The following is a 25201-nucleotide window of genomic DNA, read 5'->3' as shown; positions in this document are numbered from 1 at the left end:
ATGAAGCAGAGGGTCCGCAAGATCGAACGAATTCTGAAGGTTCAGCAGCATCTCCAGAAAGAGGCCGAGCTGAGGCTCGCCACGCTCGAGCGGGAAGCGACCGAGCTCAAGACCGCCCAGGAGACGCTCATCCGGACGATGAACGATCACGAGACCTTGCATGGCCTCTTCGTCGACGTCACGGCCAAGCGCCTCCAGGGGCTGGCGTCCCAGGCGAGCAAAGTGGACAAGGCGAAGGCGGCGCAGAAGGCCATGACCATCGATCGCGCCATGCAGGCGAAGCGCACGGAAAAGATGCTGACCGGCCTGAAGGATCAGGAGCGCCGCGTGGCGGAGAAGAAGGACCTCGCCACGATCCTCGAAGGGCTCGCGAAAGACGACAGCGCAAGCTTCCCGTAAGCTAGCCGGGTTACACCTTGCCTCGAGTGTAGAAACCTGAAGAGATGCGAGATGGCGATCAGCCCGCCCTCCGATATTGTCAACGACGTCGCAAGAGCGGCGGATCCCGCGCGCTACCAGGCGGCCGCGCAGAAGCTCCTCGACGGTGCATCGGCGGTGGACGGAGCCAGCTTCGAGGACGCGGTGAAGTCCGTGGCCGGCCAGCCTCTCATGGCGTCCGGCGCCGATGTCTATACCCTGCGCAATTCGCTTCGCAACGACGCCGAGTCGGCCAGCGCCGCCCGGACGAAGAAGGCGCACCAGGAGTTCGAGGCCTATATTCTTCAGACCTTCGTGGAGTCCATGCTCCCGAAGGACGCGGAGAATACCTACGGCAAGGGAAATGCGGGCTCGATCTGGAAATCCATGATGGCCGAGCAGATCGGCGCGCAGATTTCGAAGGCGGGCGGCATCGGCATCGCGCAGCACGTCCTCGGCACCCGGGCGACCGGACCGTCGGCCGACATCCCGGCTCCTCGGCCGATGCCGCCGTTCTCGACCAAGATTTGACCTCAGAGCGCACGACGGCAAGAGCGTCCGACCGTCGCCAGAAAGCAGGAACCACCATGATGCTGATGAAGTCCCTGGACCGACTCGAAGAAACGCTGGACATGGAAACCGCCGCTCTCATGGCGCGCGACCTGTCGAACCTGGACGAGTTCAACCGGCGCAAGAGCCAATGCCTGCTCGAAATCAGCCGGATCGTCCGCACGGCCGAGATCCACGCGCTCGATCAGAAGGCGACGAAGCGCCTGCAGGATCTCCGGGCCAAGATCGAGACCAACCAGGACATCCTGCGGCGCCACATGCAGGCTGTCCAGGAGGTTGCGAGCATCATTTCGACCGCGATCCAGAACGCTGAATCCGACAGCACGTATTCGGTGCACATGAACAAGGCGGGCTTCGGCGCATGATGAAGAACGTCATGGCGGGCTTCTGGGTCTGCGCGGTCACGCTGGCGTCCTGCTATGCGGCCGTGACCTGGACGGTCGGCATGGCGCCCGCGGAGGAGAAGGGAAGTTACGAAGGGCTGCAGTACAAGAAGCTGCCGCCCATGAACATCCCGATCGTCGCGGAAGGAGCCGTGCAGGGTTACGTGATCGCAAATCTTGTCTTCACGGCGGACGCCAAGACCCTGCGCGAGATCTCCGTGCCGCCCGAAGCCTTCATTCAGGACGAAGTCTTCCGCCACGTCTACGCCGACGAGACGCTCGATTTCAAGAAGCTCTCCCGGTACAACGTCAACGGCATGATCGGCAACGTCCGCGAGAAGATCAACAAGCGCCTGGGGGCCGAGATCGTCAAGGAGATCCTGGTCGAGAATTTCAACTTCGTGGATAAATCCGATATTCGCTCCTAGCGCGCCGGTCCAGCCGGTGCGGCAGGGCGCTGACGCCTGGAAAGATTTTTATGACCCATTGCCTGATCATTGATGATTCCCGTGTGATCCGAAAGGTGTCCCGCGACATTGTCGAGGGCCTTGATATTCGTGTCTCCGAAGCCGAGAACGGCGAGGCGGGCCTCAAAGCCTGCCGGAGCGAGATGCCGGACGTGATCCTCCTTGACTGGAACATGCCCGTCATGGACGGCTACAGCTTCCTCAAGGCGCTGCGCAGCACGCCGGAAGGCCTGTCTCCGAAGGTGGTCTTCTGCACGACGGAGAACGGCCTCGACCATATCACGCGGGCCCTGGAGGCGGGCGCGGACGAATATGTCATGAAGCCGTTCGACAAGGATATCCTCGCCGCCAAGCTCCAGGGGCTCGGTGTTCTTCCCGCATCGCATTCGGCGTGAGACGATGTCCCATTCTCCCTTATCTCAGACAAGCCCCGCACCCGGCCGCCTCACCCGGGTGATGATCGTCGACGACAGCGCGGTGATCCGCGGCATGATCGGCCGATGGCTCACGGAAGCCGGCGGCTTTGACATCGTGGCGACCGCCTCGAACGGCCGGATGGCCGTCGATGCGGCGGAGCGCTCGAAGCCCGAGATCATCCTGCTCGACATCGAGATGCCGGAGGTGGACGGCCTCGCGGCCCTGCCGATGATCCTGAAGGCGCATCCGGCCAGCAAGGTGATCGTGATCTCGACCCTCACCCAGAGGAATGCCGAGATCTCCCTGAAATGTCTCTCGCTCGGCGCGGTTGATTATCTGGCGAAGCCGGAGAGCGCCCGCGCGGCCGGCGCGGCGGCGGATTTCCGCCGCGACCTCGTGGACAAGCTCCGAGCCCTGAGCGAGACGAAGGTCCGACCGGCGAGAACCTTTGTGGCACCCGCGCCGGCCATCCTTTCGCCGGCGCCGGTTCCTCTCCCGCGGCCGAGCGCCACCAGGCCGCAATGCCTTCTCATCGGGTCGTCCACGGGCGGTCCGCGCGCCGTCGAACGCGTGCTCCTCGATTTGAAGCCGGCGCTCACGACGGTCCCGGTACTGATCGTGCAGCACATGCCGGCGATGTTCACGGCCGTCTTCGCCGAGCACCTGCAGACGCTGTTGTCCGTTCCGGCCCGCGAGGGGCGCGACGGAGACGTGGTGGCGCCCGGCATGATCCTGGTCGCTCCCGGCGGACGGCACATGGGCGTGCTGTCGTCCGGCGGCAAGACGACGATCCGTCTCAACGACGGGCCGCCCGAGAATTTCTGCCGCCCGGCCGTCGACGTACTGTTCCGGGAGGCCGCCGCGATCTACGGCGCCTCGGCGCTCGCCGTCGTGCTGACCGGCATGGGCTCGGACGGCACGCAGGGCGCACGCTTCCTCACCAAGGCGGGCGCGACCGTGATCGCCCAGGACGAAGCGACGAGCATCGTCTGGGGCATGCCGGGCAGCATCGTAAAGGCGGGCCTCGCCCACGAGGTTCTTCCCCTGGAATCCATCGGCCGTTCCCTGAAGGGCCTCATCACCGGAGCGTCGAAATGACCGAGGCCGAATTCGAAGCCCTGCGCGTCTTCCTGAAGGCCCGGTCCGGCCTGGCGCTATCCCCGGACAAGCGATACCTCGTCGAGAGCCGCCTCTCGTCCGTGTGCACGCGCTTCAAGCTCGAGACCCTGTCGCATCTCGTGCGGGAGATCAGGACCGGCCGCTCGATCGCCCTCGAAAAGGCGACCATCGAGGCGATGACCACGAACGAGACCTTCTTCTTCCGGGACAAGACCCCGTTCGACCTCTTCCAGGACGTGCTGCTGCCCAAATACCTCAAGGAGCGAGCCGCGAGCCGCCGGCTGCGGATCTGGTGCGCGGCGGCCTCGAGCGGCCAGGAGCCCTATTCGCTCGCGATGCTCCTGAAGGAGGCCTCCGCCCGCATGCCGGGCTGGCACATCGACATCGTGGCGTCCGACATCTCGACCGAGGTGCTGGAGAAGGCGAAGGCCGGCCTCTACAACCAGTTCGAAGTGCAGCGCGGATTGCCGATCCGGCTCCTCGTGAAATATTTCACCCAGGTGGGAGACCAATGGCAGATCGCGCCCGAGATCCGCGCCATGGTGGATTTCCGCTACCTCAACCTGCTCGACGATTTCGGCCGCCTCGGCCCGTTCGACATCGTCTATTGCCGAAACGTGCTGATCTATTTCGACGCGCCCCTCAAGGCCGACGTCCTGCGCCGCATCTCCACCGTCATGGCGCCGGACGGCTCGCTCCTGCTCGGAGCGTCCGAGACCGTGCTCGGCGTCACGGATGCCCTGACCCTCGATCCGGCCCATCGCGGCCTCTACACGAAGGCCGCCTCGGTGGCGGCAGCCGCGACTCCAAGGGCGATCGGCATGCGCTGACGCGGGGCAGGGCGCCACCCGGGCGCGGAGGGTGCGGCCGGCAGAACCTGAACGGACGAGAAGGGCGGTTCGCAAGAACCGCCCTTCTCGTTTTTTCCATCGGCTCTCCCGTCACGCGCCATGCACGGTTAACCATAAACCTTGTGCTGCCGTTAGCCATTCAGCAAATCGTTAAGGTAAACGCAAGAGTTGGGCAGTGAACCGACCGTTGTCGTTTGACGATCTCGGGGGTGTTCTTCTACAAATGCTCTCAGGCGCAGAGAGAACATACAACTCGAACGCGTTGAGACAGCACTATAGAGAGCCTTTACTTCAGGCTCGGCATGACGCCGTTCTATTTTACCGGTTCAAGCCCGGATGCATGTGAACAGCGGATCGATCTTTCTCGAGGCATGATGCCACTCCGCTGGGTCGGTTAGATTCCGACATTCCCTGAACAATCCTCATCATTCAAGGAACACACACATGGCTTCCATTCTCACCAATGCCTCCGCTCTGACCGCCCTGCGCAACCTCGCCAACACGCAGAACGCCCTGAGCAAGACCCAGAGCCAGATCTCCACCGGCCTCAAGGTGGCGTCCGCGTCCGACAACACCACCAACTGGTCGGTGTCGACGCAGATGAAGACCGACAACAGCGTCATCGGCACCATCAAGGACACGCTGAAGCAGAACAGCGACCTCGTGAACACCGCCTCGACGGCCATCGACAACTTGGTTTCCTCGATCGAGAAGATCAAGGTCGAGTTGACCAAGGCCAAGGACGTGAAGGACGGCAACTATGATGCCATCAACAAGTCGCTCGAGAAGCTCGGCGCCGAGATCGATGGAGTTCTTGACAACGCAGCCCTCAATGGCGTGAACTTGCTCGACGGCTCGATCACGGGTGGCTCCATCTCGATGGTGTCCGGTTGGGCCGGCGGCACGGGAACCGGTGCTGGCTTCAAGACCATCGACGTCACGCTGTCGGCTCTTGGCGGCACTTCCGGCGCTCTGACGAGCGGTACGGTTGCGGTCAACAACATCACCGTCTCGGCTACAAACGTCGACGCGGCTGCGTCTGCGGTGGAAACGGCTCTCGAGACGACCCGTAACTTCGCCACCGAGCTCGGCGCGGCCAAGAACCAGATCGAGGCGCAGTCGAAGTTCCTGGGCGTGCTCAGCGAGTCGATCACGAACAGCGTCAGCACCATGGTCGACGCGGACATGAACGAGGCTTCGACCCGCCTGCAGGCCCTGCAGACGCAGCAGCAACTCGGCGTGCAGTCGCTCTCGATCGCCAACCAGAACAGCCAGATGATCCTGCGCCTCTTCCAGTAAGAGCCTGAGACATCAGCGAAGGAAGGCCCTGCCTCATGCGAGGCGGGGCCTTTTTCTGATTTGGGAGTGGAGCGGACGGGTCGTGCCGATGCAAGACTTCGAATGCGAAGTATTAATCCCAGATCTTTCGTTCGCAAGACGGGCTCCTGCTAGCCGCGTGTCTTCTGTAGAAAGTTAACGAAAAGTAAATTTCGGCAAAAATGCATTAGGATTAATTATTATGCTTGACGCGGCGAAAGGATGTCCGTATTGAATTGCGCATGGACGCGACGAGATCGAGACATCGATCAGCCGCGCTAAGACAGCACTGTGGAGAGCCATTCTTTCAGGCTCGGCATGACGCCACTCCACTTTATCGGTTCAAGCCCGGATGCATGTGAACAGCGGATCGATCTTTCTCGAGGCATGATGCCACTCCGCTGGGTCGGTTAGATTCCGACATTCCCTGAACAATCCTCATCATTCAAGGAACACACACATGGCTTCCATTCTCACCAATGCCTCCGCTCTGACCGCCCTGCGCAACCTCGCCAACACGCAGAGCTCCCTGAACAAGACCCAGAGCCAGATCTCCACCGGCCTCAAGGTGGCGGCGGCTGCCGACAACACCACCAACTGGTCGGTGTCGACGCAGATGAAGACCGACAACAGCGTCATCGGCACCATCAAGGACACGCTGAAGCAGAACAGCGACCTGCTGAACACCGCTTCCTCGGCCATCGACGGTCTGGTCTCCGCAATCGATAAGATCAAGGTCGAACTGGCCAAGGCCAAGGACGTGAAGGACGGCAACTATGATGCCATCAACACCTCGCTCGCCAAGATCGGCGCCGAGATCGATGGCATTCTCGGCAATGCTTCCTTGAACAACGTGAATCTGCTCGACGGCTCGATCGGCGCTACTATGTCCATGGTCTCCGGCTGGGCCGGCGGCACGGGAACCGGTGCTGGCTTCAAGACGATCGACGTTACCTTGACGGATCTTGGTGGCACTGGTACCGGCGCTCTGACCAGCGCTGTGACTCCATCCACGATGGCTGTCAATGCGATCAGCATTGGTGCTGCGACTGACGTCGACACGGCTGCGACGGCGGTGGAAGCGGCTCTCGAGACGACCCGTAACTTCGCCACCGAGCTCGGCGCGGCCAAGAACCAGATCGACGCGCAGTCGAAGTTCCTGGGCGTGCTCAGCGAGTCGATGACCAACAGCGTCAGCACGCTCGTCGATGCCGACATGAACGAGGCTTCGACCCGCCTGCAGGCCCTGCAGACGCAGCAGCAGCTCGGCGTGCAGTCGCTCTCGATCGCCAACCAGAACAGCCAGATGATCCTGAAGCTCTTCAACTAAGAGCCTCCTGATCGCTGACCATGAGGCCCCGTCTTGCGAAAGGCGGGGCCTTCTTTTTGGACCGCTCGCGGATCGCTGAGCCATGATCACTTCATTCCATCGCACATCCGTCCTGGTGCTCGCGGGCACGCTCGGGCTGATCGCTCCCGGATTCCCGGCCATCTCGGCGACGTCTGGCTCGCACCGGACGTGGAGCTACGCCCTCCAGGCCGACCAGAGCGGGCTCCCGACCCGGGCGCTGGCGCAGGTCAGGGGGGAGGAGGGGAGTTCCCTCTGGCTGTCCTGCACGAGGGTGGCCGGCGAGGAGGGCGAACCGCTCCAGGTCGCCGTCGCCGCCACCGTGACGCAGCGGGCTTATCTCGGCCCGAGCGATCCCCGCGGGCGCAGCACCGTCTACTGGCTCGACGATCGCCCGCCGGAGGTGGCCCACTGGATCTACCGGGACCGCTACGGGCAATTGCGCGGCGAGGGGGAGGTCATGGGCTTCGCGGCAAGCCTCGCGACAGCCCAGACGCTTATCGTGGAGCTTGCCAATTACCGCCTCGAGCCGCAGAGCGTGAAGTTCGCTCTCGTCCCTGAGGAAACCAAGGCGATCACCGAGCGGTTCGCGAAGGATTGCCGATCCATCGCGACGGCTCAGGATTGATGCGCGGCCCACGGGAACCGGGCCGAAGGAGTGACCCATGATCAGCACCATGACCCGCTACCAGATGTTGCAGACCAACACGGCGCTGACGAAGACGATCACCCAGAACGATGCGATGGTGAAGCGCGATACGGAATACTACTTGGCGAACATCTCGAAGGTGAAGACCATCGACGATTTCGTGAAGGATTACCGGCTGTTCAGCTATGCCATGAAGGCCTATGGCCTGGACGACATGATCTACGCCAAGGCCTTCATGAAGAAACTGCTCACGGAAGGGGTCAAGTCGACCACGAGCATGGCGAACAAACTGGTCGATCCGCGCTACAAGGAATTCGCCAAGGCGTTCGACTTCGCGGCGAAGGGCGACAAGGCGACCTCCGCGGCCAGCGCGACCACGGAAGCCGTCAGCAACTACTACCAGCAGACACTGGAGGCCAAGGAAGGCGAGCAGAACGAAGGCGTGCGGCTGGCGCTCTATTTCAAGCGCAAGGCGTCCGGCGTCACCTCGACGATGGGCCTGCTGGCGGATAAGCGTCTTCTGAAGTTCATGCAGACGACGTTCAACATCCCAACCGAAGCCTCCAAGGCGAGCATCGATCTGCAGGTCCGCAACCTGGAAAAACACATCAACGTCAAGGATCTCCAGGACCCCAAGAAGGTCGACAAGCTGATCCAGCGCTTCTCCGCCATGTGGGACATGAACAACTCCACCCTGGAAGAGGTCGCGCCGGTTCTGACCCTGTTCTCCGAGCCTACGGATGTCGGCATCAGCGTCGATCTGATGATGAGCATCACCAAGCTCCGGCGCGGCGGCTTCTGATCACCCCTTCGCGACGACGACGTCGACCACGGTCTGTTCCGAGACCGGCACCGCGTCGGTGGGCGCGTTCACCACGAAGACGCCGCTGCAGACAGTCGTGAGCTTGCGGATTGGCGCGTGGTGCTTGTCGGCACCGATCAGGTAGTTCACTGTGTAATAGGGCTCGCCGCCCACATAGGCGGTCTGCCGGCTCTCGAAGATGTAGCCGATCTGGGTCGGGCTGATCCGGTAAATTGTCCGCGGCGGTCCCCAGGCGGCGATGCGCGCCGAGATGGGCTTTCCGATATAGTCCGAGCACGATAGGGCGAGGGCTTCCTGGGTCGCTGGCACGCAGCCGCCGGCGCCGATGGCCGCCGCGAGGGTCACGAAGAGCGCTCTCACACCAATCTCCCAAACAATCCGGTTTCGCTTCTGCGCCTGATTATAGGCGCGACCCGGCCCAACCGAAGCTCTTCCTGGGATCGTAGTGAATCCCGCCAGCATGGCGTCAGGTTCGGGCAAGCTCGCGATGCCATAGAGAACGGGTTACCTCCGAAGGATGAGGAGAGATCCGTGGCTGTCATTCTCGTGCCGGTCGTCGCTGCATCCCTGGTCGGGCTGATCGGGACACCCGTCGTTCGTCTCATGGTTTCGTCGAAGAGAACCAGACAATGGGCGAGACATCGCAGTCTCGCGCAGAGCCGCTTGTGAGTGAAACGGCGGATTGAAGGACGGGAGCGCCGATCCGGCGGCGTCGTTCACCGTTGAACCCGCCGTGAACGATCGCTCACATCGCGCACATGCGCGACTTCATCCTTGCCGAACACGCGACGTGCATCGAAGCGGCCCGGTTGGATTGAAACTGCGCGAATACTGATCTTCCCTCTACGTTCAGAGAGGTCGGCAGCACGATCCGCGGCCGAATGCTTGCCCTGTTGCTGGAAGTCAACACTGGCGGAACCTTCGTGATCTTGCGACGAGTTCGCGCTTGCGCCGAGCGCCTGCGGCTGACAGCTTTATTCAAAAGAACAATGCTGAACAGGTGCGGGGCATGCGCGGGATTTCTCTCAGGATACTGGCGAGGTGCAGTCGTCGCCTCGTCGCTTCGGCGGGTGGTGCTGCCGCCCTGTTCGTCATGGCGGGCGCCGCGCCGGCTCTCGCGCTCCCGCAATGGGCCACGCGCGGGTCCGGCGATGCTTTGGCCTCGGTCGGCGCGGCCGGTCCCACGCCGGCCTGGCTCGCATTCTGCGCGCAGCAGCCGCAGGAATGCACGCACAATCCGTCCGAGCCCGACACGATCGTTCTCGACCAGGCGATCTGGAAGACCATCGTCGAGGTGAACGAGCAGGTGAACAGGGAGATCCTGCCGGTCACCGATCAGGAGCACTGGGGCGTCGCGGATCGCTGGGACTATCCGGATGACGGGCTCGGCGATTGCGAGGACATCCAGCTGCTGAAGCGCCGGCGTCTCACCCAAATCGGCCTGCCGCAGAGGGCCCTGCGCATGACCGTGGTGATCGACGAGATCGGCGCGGGACACGCGGTGCTCATGGCGCGCACGGATCGCGGCGACTACATCCTCGACAACAAGCGCAACGCCGTTCTGCCCTGGCAGGAGACGGGCTACCGCTACGTAAAGCGGGAAGGCTCCGATAGCGCGGCCTGGGTCTGGCTCGGCAACCAGGCGGCGCCCACGGTGACGGCGGCCAAATAAGCGCGAGACGGCACAAGCCAGCGCAATCGCATTCCGAACGAGGCCGTGCGCCGGATCCTCTCACGGTCTCGGCAGGGCTTCGGCTGCGGCGCTACAGCATCGGACGTGAAAAGCGCACCCACTTTTAGGATCGGATTCGATGCTCACGTTCTTCAGCGGCGCATCATTCGAGCGGCCCTCTCGGTCCCCACGATGCGCTAGCTCGACGCGCGAGACCCGGGCGATTGCGTGATCATGGTCTCGGTGGTCAGCACCACCCAACCGGCATCGGACCGCTCGATGGAGAGGACCTGACCGATCCCGGGCAGGGTCATCCCGGGCGTCACCCACCAGAGGCCTTCCGGACCCTCGATCAGGGCCGACCCGCCGGTGGCGCGGTGGATCACGTAGCGCTGGAACTGAACCCGCCGGTCGGCGCTCGGCGCGGCCGCGTCGCCCTTGCGGCCGGCCGAGAGCTCGACATCCTTCCGGGTCAGCGAGCCGGTCGTCGCCGGGTTCGGATCGGCGGGGCGCGTCACGCTCGCGGCAACGGCCCGGCCGACCGCATTGTCCGTCATGGCCGTCTTGATGTAGGTGTAGCCGTCGCTGAAGTTCAGCGCATAGACCGGCAGGCCGATCGCCGACAGGGTGAGGGCGAGGCCGAGGCACATCACGATCCGGTCGCCCACCGCTTCGCGGGCGCGGATCGATTCCTCGATGCGCTGGACCTTGCGCTCCCGCTGCTCGGCCGTTGAGACAGGGCCCTTGACGGTTCCGGCTCTGGCTACCTGCTCCAATACCTTGTCGAACCGAATGCCCATGGAAACCGCCACGTTGGAGAATCGCGTGGAATCATTCCTATGAGGTTATACTTAACATTCCGTCACCCTGCGCGGAGAAACTTGGCCGTATTCCCCTAACGATCGAGAACAAGCTTCGCGCAAGCATTCGCACGGTATCCTGGCGTGATTTCAAGAATGTCGGAGCGGCCTTGGCCGATCGGGGGGATCATGAAGATTAGAACGAAGATTTTCGCGCTGGTCGCGGCGTTGAGCGTGGTCGCCGTCCTGACGGCGGCCGTCGGCATCAGCACCCTGCAGACCTACAACCAGGCCGTGGACGATGTCCGGCTCGCGGCCACCCGGGCCCTCTACGGGGAGCGCCTCAACCGGCTCGTGACCCATGTGGTCATGGAGGCCCGGGGCATCTACGCGTCGAAGGATACGGCCGAAGCGCGCAAGTTCGGCGACGGGCTCGCCGCGACGCTCAAGGACATGGACGCCCTCCTGAAGGAATGGGAGCCGATCGTGCCCGGCGACAGCAAGGCGCTGTTCGACGCCGTCGTCAAGGATGCGGCGGAGTTCAAGTCATTCCGCACCGAGACGGTCCGCCTGGGCGCCGAGGTCTCGCCGGCGGCCGCCAACGCGCAGGGCAACACCGATGCCAACCGGGCCAACCGGAAGGCCTTCCAGGTGAGCATCGACGCTCTGACCAAGCGCGGCAGCGAGGAGATCGAGGCGGTCAACCGGCACGCGGCCGAGCTCTACGACCAGCGCCTGATGCTGCTTGTGTCGATCGCGCTCGCCGGCACCCTGATCGCGCTGCTCATCGGCTGGCTGGTCGGACACCGGCAGATCGCCCAGCCCCTGCGGCGCGTGACCGAGGCCATCCAGCGCCTCGCCTCGGGCGATTACAACCTGCCGCAGGCGAAGGCGGGCCGGGACGAGATCGGCGACATCTGGAAGGCCACGCAGGTCTTCGCCGGCGCCATGCAGGAGGCCGAGACCCTCCGGCACGCTCAGGCCGAAACCGAGAAGCAGGCGGCACAGCGGCGCCGGGTCGAGATGATGTCGCTCGCCCAGAGCTTCGAGGGCAGCGTCGGCGGCCTGGTCCAGCATCTCACCGTGGCGGCCCAGCAGATGGAGGCGACCGCGCGCTCGATGGCCTCGACCGCGCAGCAGACGAACCAGCAGTCGAATTCGGTGGCGGCCGCCGCCGAGGAGACGTCCAGCAACGTGCAGGCCGTGGCGGCCGCGGCGGAGCAGCTCGCCGCCTCCTCGAGCGAGATCGGCTCGCAGGTGTCGCAGACGTCGGTCGCGGCCGCCCGCGCCGTGGAGAACGCCCGCAAGACCAACCAGCTCGTGCAGACCCTGGCGGACGGCGCGCAGAAGATCGGCGAGGTCGTCGCCCTGATCAACACCATCGCGAGCCAGACGAACCTTCTCGCCCTCAACGCCACCATCGAGGCGGCGCGCGCCGGCGAGGCCGGCAAGGGCTTCGCCGTGGTGGCCTCCGAGGTGAAGGAGCTCGCCAACCAGACCTCGCGGGCTACCGAGGACATCACCGCCTATATCCATCAGATCCAGCAATCGACCCGGGATGCGGTCGAGGCCATCCGCGACATCGGCCACACCATCGAGGAGGTGCACCAGATCGCCACGAGCGTCGCGGCCGCTGTCGAGGAGCAGCAGGCGGCCACGCAGGAGATCGCGCGCAACGTCAGCGAGGCCGCCAGAGGCACGCAGGACGTGAGCGAGAGCATCGTCCAGGTCCAGGGGGCGGCGACCCATGCGGGATCGGCCGCCTCCCAGGTGCTGGCTGCGGCCGGCGAGCTGGCCTCCAACTCGACCGCCCTGAGCCGGGAGGTCGAAGGCTTCCTCCAGGGCGTGCGGGCCGCTTGAACCTGAACGGCAGCTCTCACCAGGGACGCATCAGGGGGCACGGCGCATCCACGCCGCGCCCTCGTTCCATGAGGGAGTCAGGCGGTCTTCGGAACGGGCGCGGCCGTGTCGCCGGGGGCCTCGCCGGGACGATCCGGGAGCGCCGCACGGGCGGCCTGGGCCTTCTCGGCCGCCGTGAGCGCGTGGGACACAAGCGCCGCAGGTGAGAAGGGCTTGGCCAGGAAGGCTGCCCCCGGCGGCAGGTCGTTGGCCCGCGGCCACTCGCGCCCCGACGTGATGAGGATCCCCGTCGCGGGCCAGTTCCGGTGGATCTCCCAGGCCAGCTCGTAGCCGTTCATGCCCGGTGGCATTTCCACGTCCGAGAGCACCAGGTCCACGCCCACCTCCGCCTTCAGGACCCTCAGGGCCTCCTGGGCATCGGCCGCCTCGATCACGCGGAACTGCGCCTCCATGAGAATGTCGGCCGCCACCAGCCGCACCAGCGGCTCGTCTTCCACGAGGAGAATGACGCCTAAGGGTTTCGGATCAGACACGGGACCGATGGGGCAGGAGGAGGGCCAAAGAAGCGAAACGTGGCCATTGATAGACGGTTCCGCCTGCCAAGGCCAGCCAATCAATGCGAGATCCCGGCCTGACGCGGGAGAGCCCTCGGGCAGGAAGACCTTGGGCAGGAAGACCTTGGGCAGAAAGACCTTGGGCAGGAGAACCCTTGGGGCCCATGCACGTTGTTGGCGTATTGTATCGCGTCAGGGGCAAGAATGAACGCTGGATCCGTCACGGCTCTTCCACGCCGGACACCCCCCGCTATCCTCGTGGTCGAAAGCGATGCGCGCGTCCGCTGCCTGGTCAGCGACGAACTGCGCGGCTCGGGCTTCAAGGTTCTGGAGGCGGGCTCGGCCGAGGAGGCCCTCATGGTGCTCGATTCCGTCCGGGTCGAGCTTCTTTTCGTCGCTCTCGATCTGCCGGGATCCGACGACGGCACCGAGACGGCCCGGCTTCTCGGCGCCCGGCAGAAGGCCATGAGGATCATCGTCGCCTCTGCCGAAGAGGACCGGCCTGCCGCCCCCGGTTCGGACGGCCCGGATCTGGGCGATCTCGGCCCCCTGGTCCGCAAGCCGTATCATGCCTCCCAGGTCGTCGGCCTTGTCATGCGCAGCCTCAACTGGCCCGGCCCGGGCTGACGAGGAGCCGGTGGAACAAAGGTAAAGCTCGGCGGTTAGGAGGCGGTGAGCACCCTATCGACAAACATCACGGCCGAGGCCGATTCCCCTCTCCAGACCGTTCTCGTCGTGGAGGACGAGGTTCTGATCCGCCTCGTCATCGCCGATTACCTGCGCGAATGCGGCTATCGGGTCCATGAGGCGGTGAGCGCCGAAGAGGCGTTGGTGATCCTGCAATCTCCCGAAGTGTCGGTCGACGTGGTGTTCAGCGACGTCGAGATGCCCGGGTCCATGGACGGCTTCGGGCTGGCGCGGTGGATCCGCGCCAACAAGCCGGGCACGCAGGTGATCCTCACCTCGGGGGCCGAGCGATCGGCCGATATCGCCGCGACGCTCTGCGAAGCAGGTCCGTTGCTGAAGAAGCCCTATCCGTCCCAGGACGTGGTCGATCGGATCCGGCAGCTCACGGCGAAGGCCAGACGCGCTTGAGAACGTTCGCGATCCGTCGAAACGCTCACCCTGACGTGACGCAAGGGAACCCGATCGGAGCAGACCCGTTTCCTGGAGCATGAAGCCGCATCGCCGCATCGTGAAACACCCGGTCGTCCTTCTGGTCGAGGACGAGCCGCTCGTTCGCCTGACACAGGTCGACATCCTGCGGGAGGCCGAGTTCTGGGTCGTCGAGGCGCAGGATGCGGACGAAGCCTTAGAGATGTTGAAGTCCCGTCCCGACATCTCGGTTGTCCTCACGGACGTGGACATGCCGGGCTCCATCGACGGCTTCGAGTTCGCCCGCTTGGTCCGCCAGGGCTGGCCCGAAGTGGGCGTGCTGGTGATCTCCGGCAAGACCGCCCCCGAGCCCGGCGACCTGCCGCCCAACGCCACGTTCCTCCACAAGCCGATCATGCCGGACGATCTGGTGGCGGCGCTCACCCGGGTCATGGCTGCGACTCCGCAGGGCAGCATCGCACAGGATTCCTAAGGCCTGCTTGGTCCGAAACACGTCTGAGCGGCATCTCCCCGTCCATGCCCAGGCTCGTTCCGTCTTTCCCGATCGTGAGAGCACCGCGCCTTTCATGATCGGGATCACCAGTCGTGACGCTCCCGGTTCCGCCACCTCCCACGCACCTCCCACGCACCTCCCATGCACCTCCCACGTCATGGCCGGCCTTGTGCCGGCCATCCCGATCGGAAGAGCGCGACGCCTCTCGGAAGCGGGATCACCGGGACAAGCCCGGCGATGACGGGGTGGGTGGTCGTCCGGTCGGTAGCCACCCTCCCATGTCATGACCGGCACGGGGCCGGTGACGACGGGGTGGATGTCTCTCAGGCGCGCAGCGGCTCGGGCTGGCGGCTGTCGACCATCTCGGGCTCGCTCGCGACGCGCGCCCACAACCGCTCCACATCGGACCGCACCTGATGGATCGCCGCTTCCTTGACCGGGCCGTAGCCGCGGATGTCCATCGGGGCTTTCGCGATCGCCAGAAGATCGGCGAAGCGGCGTTGGTCGAGACCGGCGAGGATCCGGTCGACCTGCTCCTCGTACCAGCCGATGAGGGCCCGCTCCATGCGCCGTTCGGCCGTGTAGCCGAAGAGGTCGAACGGCGTTCCGCGCAGCCCCTTCAGCCGGGCGAGAACCGACATTGGCGTCTGGATCCAGGGACCGAAGCTGCGCTTCCTGGGGCGGCCGCGGGCATCGCGCTTCGACGGCAGGAGCGGCGGCGCCAGATGGTAATGCACCGTGAAGTCGCCCTCGAAGTGCTGCTTCAGCTCGTCGAGGAAGCCCGTCTCCATGTGGAGGCGCGCGACCTCGTACTCGTCCTTGTAGGCCATGAGCTTGAAGAGCGAGCGGGCGACCGCGTCGGTCAGCGCCTCGGAGCCGAGCGCGCCTTCCGCCCGGCGAACCCGCGCCACCAGGGCCTCGAACCGCGCCGCATAGGCGGCGTTCTGGTACCCGGTCAGGAACGAGACCCGCCGCGCGATCACCTGATCGAGCGTCTCGACCTCGTCCGGCGCATCGCCGGCCACCTGGCGCACCATATCCGGTTCCGCGCTGAGCAGACGGCCCCAGGCGAAGGCCTGCCGGTTGCGCTCGACGCTCACGCCATTGAGCGCGATGGCCCGCGAGAGCGCTTCCAGCGAGACCGGCACCAGGCCCTGCTGCCAGGCAAAGCCCAGCATCATCACGTTGGCGTAGACCGTGTCGCCGAGCAGCGTTTCGGCGAGCGCGTTGGCGTCGAGGCTCGCGAGGTTCCCGGCTCCGATCGCCCGCTCGATGGCGCGCAACCGCGTGCGGCCGGCGAGATCCGCGTCCCGGAAGCGCACCACGTCGCCGGTCGGCATTTCCGCCGTGTTGACCACGGCCCGCGTCCCATGGCGATAGGTGCCCGACGCCTTGGGCGACGAACTGACCACGAGGTCGCAGCCGATCAGCGCATCCGCGGCGCCCTGGTCGATGCGCACCTGGTGCAGCGCGTCGGGATGGCTCGCGACGCGCACATAGCTCAGCACGGGACCGAACTTCTGCGCGAAGCCCGTGAAGTCCAGCACCGACACGCCGCGTCCTTCGAGATGGGCCGCCATGCTGATGAGCGCCCCGACGGTCACGACGCCGGTGCCGCCGACTCCCGTGACCAGCAGGTCGAAGGGCCGCGCGAGATCGGGCAGGGCAGGGGACGGCAGCCCTGCCGCACGCGTGACCGCGTCGAAGCCGCTCGCGGTTCTGGCGCGGCGCGTGGCGCCCTCCACGGTCACGAAGCTGGGGCAGAAGCCCTCCAGGCAGGAAAAGTCCTTGTTGCAGGTGGAGAGATTGATCTTGCGCTTGCGCCCGAACGGCGTCTCCCTTGGCTCGACGCTCAGGCAGTTGGACGCCACCGAGCAATCGCCACAGCCTTCGCAGACGAGGTCGTTGATGTACGCGAAGCGCTTCGGATCATCCATCTGCCCGCGCTTGCGGCGACGGCGCTTCTCGGTCGCGCAGGTCTGCTCGTAGATCAGCACCGTGACGCCCGGGATGTCGCGCAGCTCCTTCTGCACCGCGTCGAGGTCCTCGCGCGGGTGGATGGTCACGCCCTTCGGCAGGTCCGCCGGGTCGAACTTCTCGGGCTGGTCCGACACCAGCGCGATGCGCTGCACTCCCTCCGCCCGCACGCTGTGCGCGATGGCATGGACGCTCACCGGCCCGTCGACCGGCTGGCCGCCCGTCATGGCGACCGCGTCGTTGAACAGGATCTTGTAGGTGATGTTGGCGCCGGCCGCGATCGCCTGGCGGATCGCCATGGAGCCCGAATGGTAATAGGTGCCCTCGCCGAGATTCTGGAAGATGTGGCCCTGGCCGGTGAACCTGGATGAGGCCGCCCAGTTGACACCCTCGCCGCCCATCTGGATCAGCGACGAGGTCTCCCGGTCCATCCAGCTCGCCATGAAGTGGCAGCCGATGCCGGCGAGGGCCTTCGAGCCCTCCGGCACCCGGGTCGAGGTGTTGTGCGGGCAGCCGGAGCAGAAATAGGGCGTGCGGGTGGCGCCCGGAACCGCGATCACGCGCTCCGGCTCCGGCGTCAGGGCGGCGGCGCGCTGCGCGAGGCCGAGATCGGGAAAGATCGCATTGAGGCGCTTGGCCAGGACGCCGGCGAGGAAGCGCGGCGAGAGTTCGCCGGTCCAGGGGATGAGCCGTTCGCCGGTCTCGTCGTGCTTGCCGACCATGCGCTCGGGCTTCGACCCGGGATAATCGTAAAAATACTCCTTGAACTGGCTTTCGATGATGCCGCGCTTCTCCTCGATCACGAGGATCTCGCGCTTGCCCTTCACGAACTCCATGGCGTCGTGCAGGGCGAGGGGCCAGACCATGCCGACCTTGTAGATGTCGATACCGTGGGCCCGGCAGGCGGCTTCGTCGAGCCCGATGAGGCGCAGCGCCTCCATCAGGTCGAGGTGGGCCTTGCCGGCCGTGACGATGCCATAGGAGGCGTCCGGAATGTCGTAGATGCGCCGGTCGATGGGGTTGGCCTTGGCGAAGGCATAGACCGCGTGCTTCTTCGCCTCCATGCGCTCCTCGATCTGCGGTCCGGGCAGATCCGGCCAGCGGTAATGCAGGCCGCCGGGCGGGGGCGCGAAGTCGGGCTCGCGGAACACGCGCGGCGACCGCAGCTCCACGGACACGCCCGATTCCACGATCTCCGACACGGCCTTGAAGCCGACCCACATGCCGGAATACCGGCTCAGCGCATAGCCGTACTCACCGAACTCGAGATATTCGGCGACGCTCGCCGGATGGAGCGTCGGCATGAACCAGCTCATGAAGGCAACGTCGGATTGATGCGGCATCGACGAGGACACGCAGCCATGGTCGTCGCCGGCGATCACCAGCACGCCTCCATGGGGCGAGGAGCCATAGGCGTTGCCGTGCTTGAGCGCGTCGCCGGAGCGGTCGACCCCGGGGCCCTTGCCGTACCAGAGGCCGAACACGCCCTGGACCTGCCGGTCGGGATTGGTCTCGACCTGCTGCGATCCGAGGACGGCGGTGGCCGCGAGATCCTCGTTGACGGCGGGCAGGAACTCGATCCGGTGCTCCTTGAGCTGGTCCTTCACGCGCCAGAGCTCGAGATCGACGCCGCCGAGGGGCGACCCGCGGTAGCCGGACACGAAGCCGGCGGTGTCGAGCCCCGCAGCCCTATCGCGCCTCGCCTGGTCGAGCACGATGCGGACGATCGCCTGGGTGCCGGTCAGGAAGACCCGGCCCCTCTCCCGGCTGTAGCGGTCGGCGAGGCGGTAGGAATCGAGGGAGGAAGCGTCGTCCATGGGCCTGGTCCCGGAAAAGGAGCGCCGTCAGCCGGCGTGTCTAGAATAATCCTGAACGTCTGGTAGGTGTTTCCTATTCATTCCGTGCGCTCGCCCTTTTGTGGTAGAAGAGATGGGCAAAGGTTCATTTATTGGAAAAGTCTACCAGGAGCGGATGCCGCCATGATCGAGAAGCAGGACGAGCACATCCTCGTGCAGCTGCAGAGGGAGGGGCGCACCACGAACCAGCAGCTGGCCGATGACGTAGGCATGTCCACCTCGGCCTGCTGGCGGCGGGTGCGCGCGCTCGAGGAGACCGGCGTGATCACGGGTTATGCCGCCCTGGTCGACCGGGAGAAGGCCGGGTTCGCCACCTCGGCGATCCTGCACGTGTCGCTGGAGCGGCACGACGCCAAGTTCGTCGACGAATTCGTTTCCCGTGTCACGGCCCGCGCCGAAGTCCTGGAGTGCTTCGCCACCACGGGCGACGCCGATTATCACCTGCGCGTCGTGGTGCGCGACATGCACGCCTACAACCTGTTCCTGGACGAGTTCATGTTCCGTCTGCCCGGCATCCGCACCGTGCGCACCAACGTGGTCCTGAAGGAGATCAAGACCAGCGTGGCGCTGCCGTTTTGACAGGACGACTCCTCAACCCTTGGCTTCATTGCGAGACTCTCTCGTCGGGGGCAGCCGCCTCACGTCATCACCGGCCTTCTGCCGGTGATCCCGATCCGTAAGGCACATCGCTTTTCCGATCGGGATGGCCGGGACAAGCCCGGCCATGACGGGGAGGAAAGCCCATGATGAGCCGTCCTCTGAAAGCCGACAACCGGCGGGCCGCTACCTGCCCTCGGCCAGCAGGGCATAGGCGAGCTGCGCCATCGCCACGGGCCGCGCATCGCCGTCGGCCGTGAGCGTCACGCTGCCGAACGCCATGGTGCGCCCGAGGCGCACGACCTTTGCGTCCGCCAGCACGTCGGCCTTCGCCACCGGCTTGAGAAAATGCATGGTCTGGTCGACCGTGGTCATGGGGCGATAGACGCCGCCGGCCGAGGACACCGCGAACACCATGGCGGTGTCGGCCAGGCTCATGAGGGCCTGCCCGCACACGACGCCGTTGTCGCGGCAGAGCTTTTCGGAAAACCGCATGCGCAGGACGGCGCCGTCCGGGCCGAGGCTTTCGATGGACAGATCGAGCGCCTGCACCCAGGGGGCGAAGACGGTTGCGAGCATCGCCTCGGCGGTGGCTCGATCGAACATGCTTGGATCCCCCGCTGATGGTGTTCGGCGCTTCGGCCTATGGATAGAACGTTGCCCCCGAGGCGGCCCGGCTCACGAGCCCGTCCGCCGGCTCCCATCCGGGCCCGTCCCGTTCGGCGCGCTCGTTCACGGTGTCGAGGATCGGCCTGAGCCCCACGCTGTCGGCCTCGAACAGGGGACCACCGCGCCAGGCCGGATAGCCGTAGCCGTGCATCATCACCACGTCCACATCGAGCGGACGCTCGACGATGCGCTCGTCGAGGATCTTGCAGGCTTCGTTGACGATGGCCGCCCGGATGCGGGATTGGATCTCGTCCGCGGAAATCGAACGCCGCGTCAGCCCGCGCCGCCGCGAGGCCTCCTCGACGAGCTCGGTGACGAAGGGGTCGACCTCCCGCTTGCCGCCGTCATAGCGATACCAGCCCGCGCCGGTCTTGCGCCCGAAGCGGCCCGCCTCGCAGAGCCGGTCGGCGATGTCCACGTAGCGCTCGCGCGGATCGCGGGTCGGCGCCAGCCGCTTGCGCCGCGCCCAGGCGATGTCGAGGCCGGCGAGGTCGGAGACGGCGAACGGGCCCATCGGGAATCCGAACGCTTCGAGAGCGGCATCGACTTCGTGCGGGAGAGCCCCTTCCTCCAGCAGGTACTCCGCCTGGAGGCGGTAGCGCGACAGGATGCGGTTGCCCACGAAGCCGTCGCAGACCCGGCACACGACGGGGATCTTGCGCAGGCGCTTGGCGAGGCTGAGACCTGTTGCGACGACGTCGGCCGCCGTCCTGTCAGTCCGCACGATCTCGAGGAGCTTCATTACGTTGGCCGGGCTGAAGAAATGCAGGCCCACCACGTCGGCCGGCCGGGAGGTGACGGCCGCGATCAGATTGATGTCAAGGTAACTGGTATTCGTTGCCAGGATGGTTCCTGGCGGAAGGATCTCATCGAGATCCCGGAAAAGCGCCCGTTTGACGTCCAGATCCTCGAACACGGCCTCGATGACGAGATCCCGATCCGACAGGGAGCTGATACCAACCTCATACTCGATAGCCTGGAGGCGCTCGTCGCGTGCGGCAGCCGTGATCCGACCGCTCTGAACCTGCTTGTCGTAGACATCCGTGATCCGAGCCTGACCGGCCGCGAGCGCCTGTTCGCTGGCCTCGACGACCTTCACGTCGAAGCCGGCATCCGCGAACGCGATGGCAATGCCCGATCCCATCGTTCCGGCACCCACGATCCCGATCTTCTGGACCGGGCGAGGCTCAACGGAGTCGATGCCCGGGAGACGCGTGACCTCCCGCTCCGCGAAGAAGGCATGCCGCAGGGCGGCCGATTGTGCGGACGAGCGCAGTTCGAGGAACGTCTCGCGTTCCCGCGTCATGCCGTCTTGCAGCGGCAGGCTTGCGGACAGGAGCACAAGCTCCGCTGCCCTGCCTGGCGCTTGCGCACCTCTGGCTTTCCTGTGAATGTCCGCAACCTTTGCAGAAGCCGTTGCCGCGTCGAGCGGAGTCACGGCGCATTCACCTGTGCGTCTCAGCGGCCGGCCGATCAGGTCTCGGGCAAGATCCATCGCATCCTGGCGCAGGTCCGCGGTGGAGAGCTGGTCGATGAGGCCGAGACGCAGCGCTTCCGCGGCTTTGACGGTTCGTCCACTTGTTACGAGATCGAGGGCGGCTTCCAGTCCGACCAGCCGCGGGAGGCGTTGCGTGCCGCCGGCTCCCGGAACCAGTCCGAGCTTCACCTCCGGCAGGCCGAAGCCCGCACCTGGCTCGGCCACACGGGCATGGCAGGCGAGCGCGATCTCGCAGCCGCCGCCGAGAGCCGTTCCATGAACGGCGGCGACGACCGGCTTGGAGCAGGCCTCGATGGCGTTGATGACGTCGGGCAGGTGGGGTTCCTGCGGAGGCCGGCCGAATTCGCGGATGTCGGCTCCGGCCACGAAGGTGCGGCCGGCGCAGGCGATCACCGCGGCCCCGATCTGCGGATTGCGGCCAACCTCCTGGATTGCGGCGAGCAGGCCTGAGCGCACGTGCCGAGACGTGGCATTGACCGGCGGATTGTCGATCTCGATCAGGGCCACGGGCGTGTTCGGGATCAGCCTGACGGGACTGCCCTCATGCGGGGAGGCCGTATCGCTCATGGACGCACCGCATTCATCGTGAGCAGATCGTAGGTTGCGACCGTCTCGCCCATATCCGTCGTGATCTCCACGTCCCAGCGCACCTCGCCATACTGCTCGTTGCGCGGCGATTTCGACTTTGTCGTCAACCGGACCTTGATGGTTTCGCCCGGCTGCACGGGTTTGATGAAACGTAAGGAATCGAGACCGTAATTGGCAAGCACCGGTCCGAGGTCCGGATCGACGAAGAGGCCTGCCGCGAAAGACAACAGAAGATAGCCGTGGGCCACCCGCCCGGGGAAGAACGGGTGGTTCTTCGTCGCCTCCTCGCTCATATGGGCATAGAAGGTATCGCCGGTGAATTCCGCGAAGTGCTCGATATCCTGAAGGGTGATCGTGCGCTCCTTGGAGACGAAGGTCTGGCCGATGGCGAGGTCCTCGAAATAGTAGCGGAATGGATGCCGGCCCTCCTCGATGGTCGGAGCGCCCTTGATCCAGCTCTGCGTCACCCGTGAGAGCATGGCGGGAGAACCCTGCAGCGCTGTGCGCTGCATGTAATGATGCACGCCGCGCATGCCTCCGAGCTCCTCACCGCCACCGGCGCGGCCCGGTCCGCCATGGACCATGTGCGGCATCGGCGAGCCGTGGCCGGTCTGTTCCTTCGCGCAATCCCGGTCGATCAGTACCAGGCGGCCATGGAAGGCGCCCACGCCGAAGACGAGATCGGCCGCCGCAGCGGGGTCGTAGGTGTAGAGGGACGCCACGAGGCTGCCGTCGCCGCGATTGGCCAGGGTGACGGCCTGATCGAGGCCGTCATAGCCCATCACGGTGCAGACCGGGCCGAAGGCCTCGACGCTGTGGACATGGGTCGCCCGGATCGGGTCCGGGCAATGAAGCACCAGCGGCGGGATGAAGGCGCCGCGCTCGCGGTCCGCCCCTTCGACCATGAAATTGTCCGGATCACCGACGACGATATCCGCCTCTGTCCGGAGCTTCGCCACCTGAGCCATCACGTCCCGCCGCTGACCAAGCCCGACGACCGGTCCCATGCGGACGCTTTCGAGTTCCGGATTGCCGACCTTGATCCTGGAGAGCCGCTCCCCCAGAGCATCGATCACCGCAGGGACATGCGCATGGGGGGCGATGGCGCGGCGGATGGCCGTGCATTTCTGTCCTGCCTTGACGGTCATCTCCTTCGCCACTTCCTTGACGAAGAGGTCGAATTCCGGCGTTCCCGGCCCGGCGTCAGGCGCAAGAATGGCAGCATTGAGCGAATCGCGCTCGGCGATGAACCGGACGGATTCGCGCGCAACGATCGGGTGTCGCTGCAGTTTCTGGGCCGTATCGGCGGAGCCGGTAAAGGACACGACATCCTGACAGGTCAGATGTTCGAAAAGATCGCCCGTCGAGCCGACGATGCACTGGAGCGCTCCGTCGGGAAGGATGCGGGACTCCGCAATCATTCGTACCAGCGCATGGGCCACATAGGACGTGATGGTCGCCGGCTTCGTCACGACCGGGACGCCGGCCAGGATGGCAGGCGCGAGCTTTTCGAGCATGCCCCAGCAGGGGAAATTGAAAGCGTTGATGTGAACGGCGACGCCATGGAGAGGCGTCATCACGTGCTGGCCGACGAAGCTGCCGCCCTTCGAAAGGGCTTCGACATTTCCATCCAGAAGAAAGGTGGCGTTGGGCAGTTCGCGACGGCCCTTGGACGCATAGACGAAGAGGGTGCCGATGCCGCCATCCACGTCGATGAAGTTGTCGGACCGCGTGGTGCCGGTCTGGTAGGAGAGCGTATAGAGCTGGTCCTTGCGTTCTGACAGATGAATGGCAAGACGTTTCAGAAGTTCTGCACGCTGATGGAAGGTGAGCTTCCGCAGGTTGGGTCCGCCGACCTGGCGGGCATAGGCCAGCACCTCGCCCATGTCGAGGCCGCCGCTGGCGACCTGGGCGACCACGTTGCCGGTGACGGCGCTGTGAATATCGGCCAGGTCTTGGCCGGGCGATATCCAACTTCCACGAACGAAGCTCTCGAGTCTCATTGGGGCACCTTGGAATGATGAATGGGCGGCCCCGTTGGCATGGCCGCGCCTTTCGGGCATTATTAACCGACCGGCCGGTTAGTCAAGGAATTTTGGAGGCGCCGTCGTTCGCCCGGATGGCTCGACAGGGATGGGGCAGTCTGGGTAGGTGAAGGTCGGACAGGCGGAGGCGGCACCAGCTCCTCGGCCCCAGATCATCGGAGTACGCTTGCATGGCCGCGGTCGTAGAGGCTCTGCTGGACAGGTTCCACGAACGGACGCCGATCCGGGCGGGCTCGCTCATCGTGACGGTCTTCGGGGACGCGGTGGTACCCCGGGGCGGGGTGCTGTCCCTGGCATCCCTGCACGAGATCATGCGGGCCTTCCGCATCAGCGACACCCTTGTCCGGACGGCCCTGTCCCGCCTCGTCGCCGAGGGCTGGTTCGAGCGCTGGAAGGTGGGACGCAACAGCTATTATCGCCTGACGCCGCAGGGCCAGGAGGCTTTCGCGGAGGCCACGCGGCGGATCTATGCCGACCCGCCCCACGAGTGGCACGGATCGTTTGATCTCCTCCTGCTCGAGAACCCGCAGGACCGCAATGCGCTGAGGGGCGAATTGTCAGCGGCAGGGTATGGCACGCTGGGACCCGATCTCCTTATGGGTGCGGGACCCGCCGCCAGGACCGGCCCCTTCCTGAGGCTGGCCGCAACCCCGGCCGATCTGCCCACGGCCCGGCGTCTGGTGGAGAAGGCGTGGCCCCTGGCGGAGATCGAAGCCCGCTACAGGCGGTTCATCGACACCTATGCGGGCACCCTCGGGGCCCTCGAACGGGGTGCGGGGTTCACAAGTCTCGATGCCCTTCTCGTGCGCATCCTCCTGATCCACGATTACCGCAGGGCGGTCCTGAAGGATCCGCTGCTGCCGTCCCGGCTCCTTCCCAGGCCTTGGGCCGGAACGGGGGCCAGAGCCCTCTGCGGCACGATTTACCGCACTCTTCTTCCGGCTGCCGAGCGTTGGATCGATACCCATGCCCAGAACGACCTGGGACCGCTTCCCGCGGTCGACGAGACCTTCAGGCAGCGCTTCGCGGCGGCGGAACCGGCCGCTGAATTGAGGATCGGCTGATGAAAGTGTTACAAAAAATTCTTGCTTAATATGTTTTCTGTGACATATTGA

Annotated in this window: 26 protein-coding genes; 19 read left to right on the top strand and 7 right to left on the bottom strand. The window is 65.3% G+C overall.

What is annotated here, in order from left to right; all coding sequences use genetic code 11:
- The 11 genes from NF876_RS06315 (at position 1) to NF876_RS06265 (ending at position 8340) form a co-directional block, all read left to right on the top strand.
- The gene (locus tag NF876_RS06315; protein WP_262267998.1) at positions 1 to 399 is read left to right on the top strand and encodes a hypothetical protein; all 399 of its coding nucleotides are present in this window, start codon (positions 1 to 3) and stop codon (positions 397 to 399) included.
- Positions 400 to 450: 51 nt separating this feature from the next.
- Positions 451 to 948: a rod-binding protein gene (locus NF876_RS06310; protein ID WP_262267997.1), complete on the top strand. Its 498-nt coding sequence runs from the start codon at positions 451 to 453 to the stop codon at positions 946 to 948.
- Between the two features lie 59 nt (positions 949 to 1007).
- Positions 1008 to 1352, top strand: coding sequence for a magnesium transporter CorA family protein (locus NF876_RS06305; protein WP_262267996.1), 345 nt, complete (start codon positions 1008 to 1010; stop codon positions 1350 to 1352).
- Positions 1349 to 1798 (top strand): hypothetical protein, encoded by a 450-nt coding sequence (locus NF876_RS06300; protein WP_262267995.1) that lies wholly within the window; start codon positions 1349 to 1351, stop codon positions 1796 to 1798. Before NF876_RS06305 ends, NF876_RS06300 begins: the two co-directional genes overlap by 4 nt.
- 50 nt (positions 1799 to 1848) lie before the next feature.
- A complete protein-coding gene (locus NF876_RS06295) occupies positions 1849 to 2232 on the top strand; it encodes a response regulator (RefSeq protein WP_262267994.1) in 384 nt (127 codons plus the stop codon).
- 4 nt (positions 2233 to 2236) lie between these two features.
- Positions 2237 to 3352, top strand: coding sequence for a protein-glutamate methylesterase/protein-glutamine glutaminase (locus tag NF876_RS06290; protein WP_262267993.1), 1116 nt, complete (start codon positions 2237 to 2239; stop codon positions 3350 to 3352).
- A complete protein-coding gene (locus NF876_RS06285; protein ID WP_262267992.1) occupies positions 3349 to 4203 on the top strand; it encodes a CheR family methyltransferase in 855 nt (284 codons plus the stop codon). Before NF876_RS06290 ends, NF876_RS06285 begins: the two co-directional genes overlap by 4 nt.
- Before the next feature lie 465 nt (positions 4204 to 4668).
- Entirely contained in the window at positions 4669 to 5523 is an 855-nt protein-coding gene (locus NF876_RS06280; RefSeq protein ID WP_262267991.1) for a flagellin, read from the top strand.
- A 478-nt stretch (positions 5524 to 6001) separates the two neighbouring features.
- On the top strand, positions 6002 to 6871 hold the full coding sequence (locus NF876_RS06275; RefSeq protein ID WP_262267990.1) for a flagellin: 870 nt from the start codon (positions 6002 to 6004) through the stop codon (positions 6869 to 6871).
- 82 nt (positions 6872 to 6953) lie between these two features.
- Entirely contained in the window at positions 6954 to 7517 is a 564-nt protein-coding gene (locus tag NF876_RS06270; protein WP_262267989.1) for a hypothetical protein, read from the top strand.
- A 37-nt stretch (positions 7518 to 7554) separates the two neighbouring features.
- Positions 7555 to 8340, top strand: a complete 786-nt coding sequence (locus tag NF876_RS06265) for a DUF1217 domain-containing protein (RefSeq protein ID WP_262267988.1) — start codon at positions 7555 to 7557, stop codon at positions 8338 to 8340.
- Here the strand turns inward: NF876_RS06265 and NF876_RS06260 are convergent, their stop codons facing one another.
- Positions 8341 to 8721, bottom strand: coding sequence for a hypothetical protein (locus NF876_RS06260; protein WP_262267987.1), 381 nt, complete (start codon positions 8719 to 8721; stop codon positions 8341 to 8343).
- Positions 8722 to 8892: 171 nt separating this feature from the next.
- Here NF876_RS06260 and NF876_RS06255 point away from each other — a divergent pair, with 171 nt between their 5' ends.
- Both NF876_RS06255 and NF876_RS06250 read left to right on the top strand, forming a co-directional pair.
- Positions 8893 to 9030 (top strand): hypothetical protein, encoded by a 138-nt coding sequence (locus NF876_RS06255; protein WP_262267986.1) that lies wholly within the window; start codon positions 8893 to 8895, stop codon positions 9028 to 9030.
- Positions 9031 to 9370: 340 nt separating this feature from the next.
- Positions 9371 to 10033, top strand: a complete 663-nt coding sequence (locus NF876_RS06250) for a transglutaminase-like cysteine peptidase (RefSeq protein WP_262267985.1) — start codon at positions 9371 to 9373, stop codon at positions 10031 to 10033.
- 197 nt (positions 10034 to 10230) lie between these two features.
- Here NF876_RS06250 and NF876_RS06245 read toward each other — a convergent pair whose 3' ends face one another.
- The gene (locus tag NF876_RS06245; protein ID WP_262267984.1) at positions 10231 to 10833 is read right to left on the bottom strand and encodes a hypothetical protein; all 603 of its coding nucleotides are present in this window, start codon (positions 10831 to 10833) and stop codon (positions 10231 to 10233) included.
- A gap of 189 nt (positions 10834 to 11022) precedes the next feature.
- On the opposite strand from NF876_RS06245, the gene NF876_RS06240 reads away from it, so the two are divergent.
- Positions 11023 to 12693 carry a methyl-accepting chemotaxis protein gene (locus NF876_RS06240; protein ID WP_262267983.1) on the top strand — a complete coding sequence of 557 codons (1671 nt, stop codon included), beginning with the start codon at positions 11023 to 11025 and terminating at the stop codon, positions 12691 to 12693.
- Between the two features lie 77 nt (positions 12694 to 12770).
- Here NF876_RS06240 and NF876_RS06235 read toward each other — a convergent pair whose 3' ends face one another.
- Positions 12771 to 13226, bottom strand: coding sequence for a response regulator (locus tag NF876_RS06235; RefSeq protein ID WP_262267982.1), 456 nt, complete (start codon positions 13224 to 13226; stop codon positions 12771 to 12773).
- A gap of 225 nt (positions 13227 to 13451) precedes the next feature.
- Here NF876_RS06235 and NF876_RS06230 point away from each other — a divergent pair, with 225 nt between their 5' ends.
- The 3 genes from NF876_RS06230 to NF876_RS06220 all read left to right on the top strand — a co-directional run bounded on the left by NF876_RS06230 (position 13452) and on the right by NF876_RS06220 (position 14835).
- Entirely contained in the window at positions 13452 to 13874 is a 423-nt protein-coding gene (locus tag NF876_RS06230; RefSeq protein WP_262267981.1) for a response regulator, read from the top strand.
- Between the two features lie 45 nt (positions 13875 to 13919).
- Positions 13920 to 14342: a response regulator gene (locus tag NF876_RS06225; protein ID WP_262267980.1), complete on the top strand. Its 423-nt coding sequence runs from the start codon at positions 13920 to 13922 to the stop codon at positions 14340 to 14342.
- 79 nt (positions 14343 to 14421) lie between these two features.
- Positions 14422 to 14835, top strand: coding sequence for a response regulator (locus NF876_RS06220; protein WP_262267979.1), 414 nt, complete (start codon positions 14422 to 14424; stop codon positions 14833 to 14835).
- 344 nt (positions 14836 to 15179) lie between these two features.
- Here the strand turns inward: NF876_RS06220 and NF876_RS06215 are convergent, their stop codons facing one another.
- Positions 15180 to 18650 carry an indolepyruvate ferredoxin oxidoreductase family protein gene (locus NF876_RS06215; protein ID WP_262267978.1) on the bottom strand — a complete coding sequence of 1157 codons (3471 nt, stop codon included), beginning with the start codon at positions 18648 to 18650 and terminating at the stop codon, positions 15180 to 15182.
- A 162-nt stretch (positions 18651 to 18812) separates the two neighbouring features.
- On the opposite strand from NF876_RS06215, the gene NF876_RS06210 reads away from it, so the two are divergent.
- Positions 18813 to 19268 (top strand): Lrp/AsnC family transcriptional regulator, encoded by a 456-nt coding sequence (locus NF876_RS06210; RefSeq protein WP_262267977.1) that lies wholly within the window; start codon positions 18813 to 18815, stop codon positions 19266 to 19268.
- A gap of 204 nt (positions 19269 to 19472) precedes the next feature.
- Here NF876_RS06210 and NF876_RS06205 read toward each other — a convergent pair whose 3' ends face one another.
- Genes NF876_RS06205 through paaZ form a run of 3 tightly spaced genes read right to left on the bottom strand, consistent with a single transcriptional unit; the run spans position 19473 to position 24044 of the window.
- Positions 19473 to 19892: a PaaI family thioesterase gene (locus NF876_RS06205; protein ID WP_262267976.1), complete on the bottom strand. Its 420-nt coding sequence runs from the start codon at positions 19890 to 19892 to the stop codon at positions 19473 to 19475.
- Positions 19893 to 19929: 37 nt separating this feature from the next.
- Complete coding sequence (locus tag NF876_RS06200) at positions 19930 to 22020, bottom strand: 3-hydroxyacyl-CoA dehydrogenase NAD-binding domain-containing protein (RefSeq protein WP_262267975.1); 2091 nt, start codon at positions 22018 to 22020, stop codon at positions 19930 to 19932.
- Complete coding sequence (gene paaZ / locus NF876_RS06195) at positions 22017 to 24044, bottom strand: phenylacetic acid degradation bifunctional protein PaaZ (RefSeq protein WP_262267974.1); 2028 nt, start codon at positions 24042 to 24044, stop codon at positions 22017 to 22019. The genes NF876_RS06200 and paaZ overlap by 4 nt, the downstream gene beginning before the upstream one ends.
- A gap of 212 nt (positions 24045 to 24256) precedes the next feature.
- Between paaZ and NF876_RS06190 the strand changes: the two genes are divergently transcribed.
- Positions 24257 to 25150, top strand: coding sequence for a PaaX family transcriptional regulator (locus tag NF876_RS06190; protein ID WP_262267973.1), 894 nt, complete (start codon positions 24257 to 24259; stop codon positions 25148 to 25150).
- Positions 25151 to 25201 lie beyond the last annotated feature (51 nt).

It is taken from the genome of Microvirga yunnanensis, from assembly GCF_025460875.1.
The sequence above is the reverse complement of the archived record's forward strand: the minus strand, read 5'-3'. Positions and strand labels throughout refer to the sequence as shown.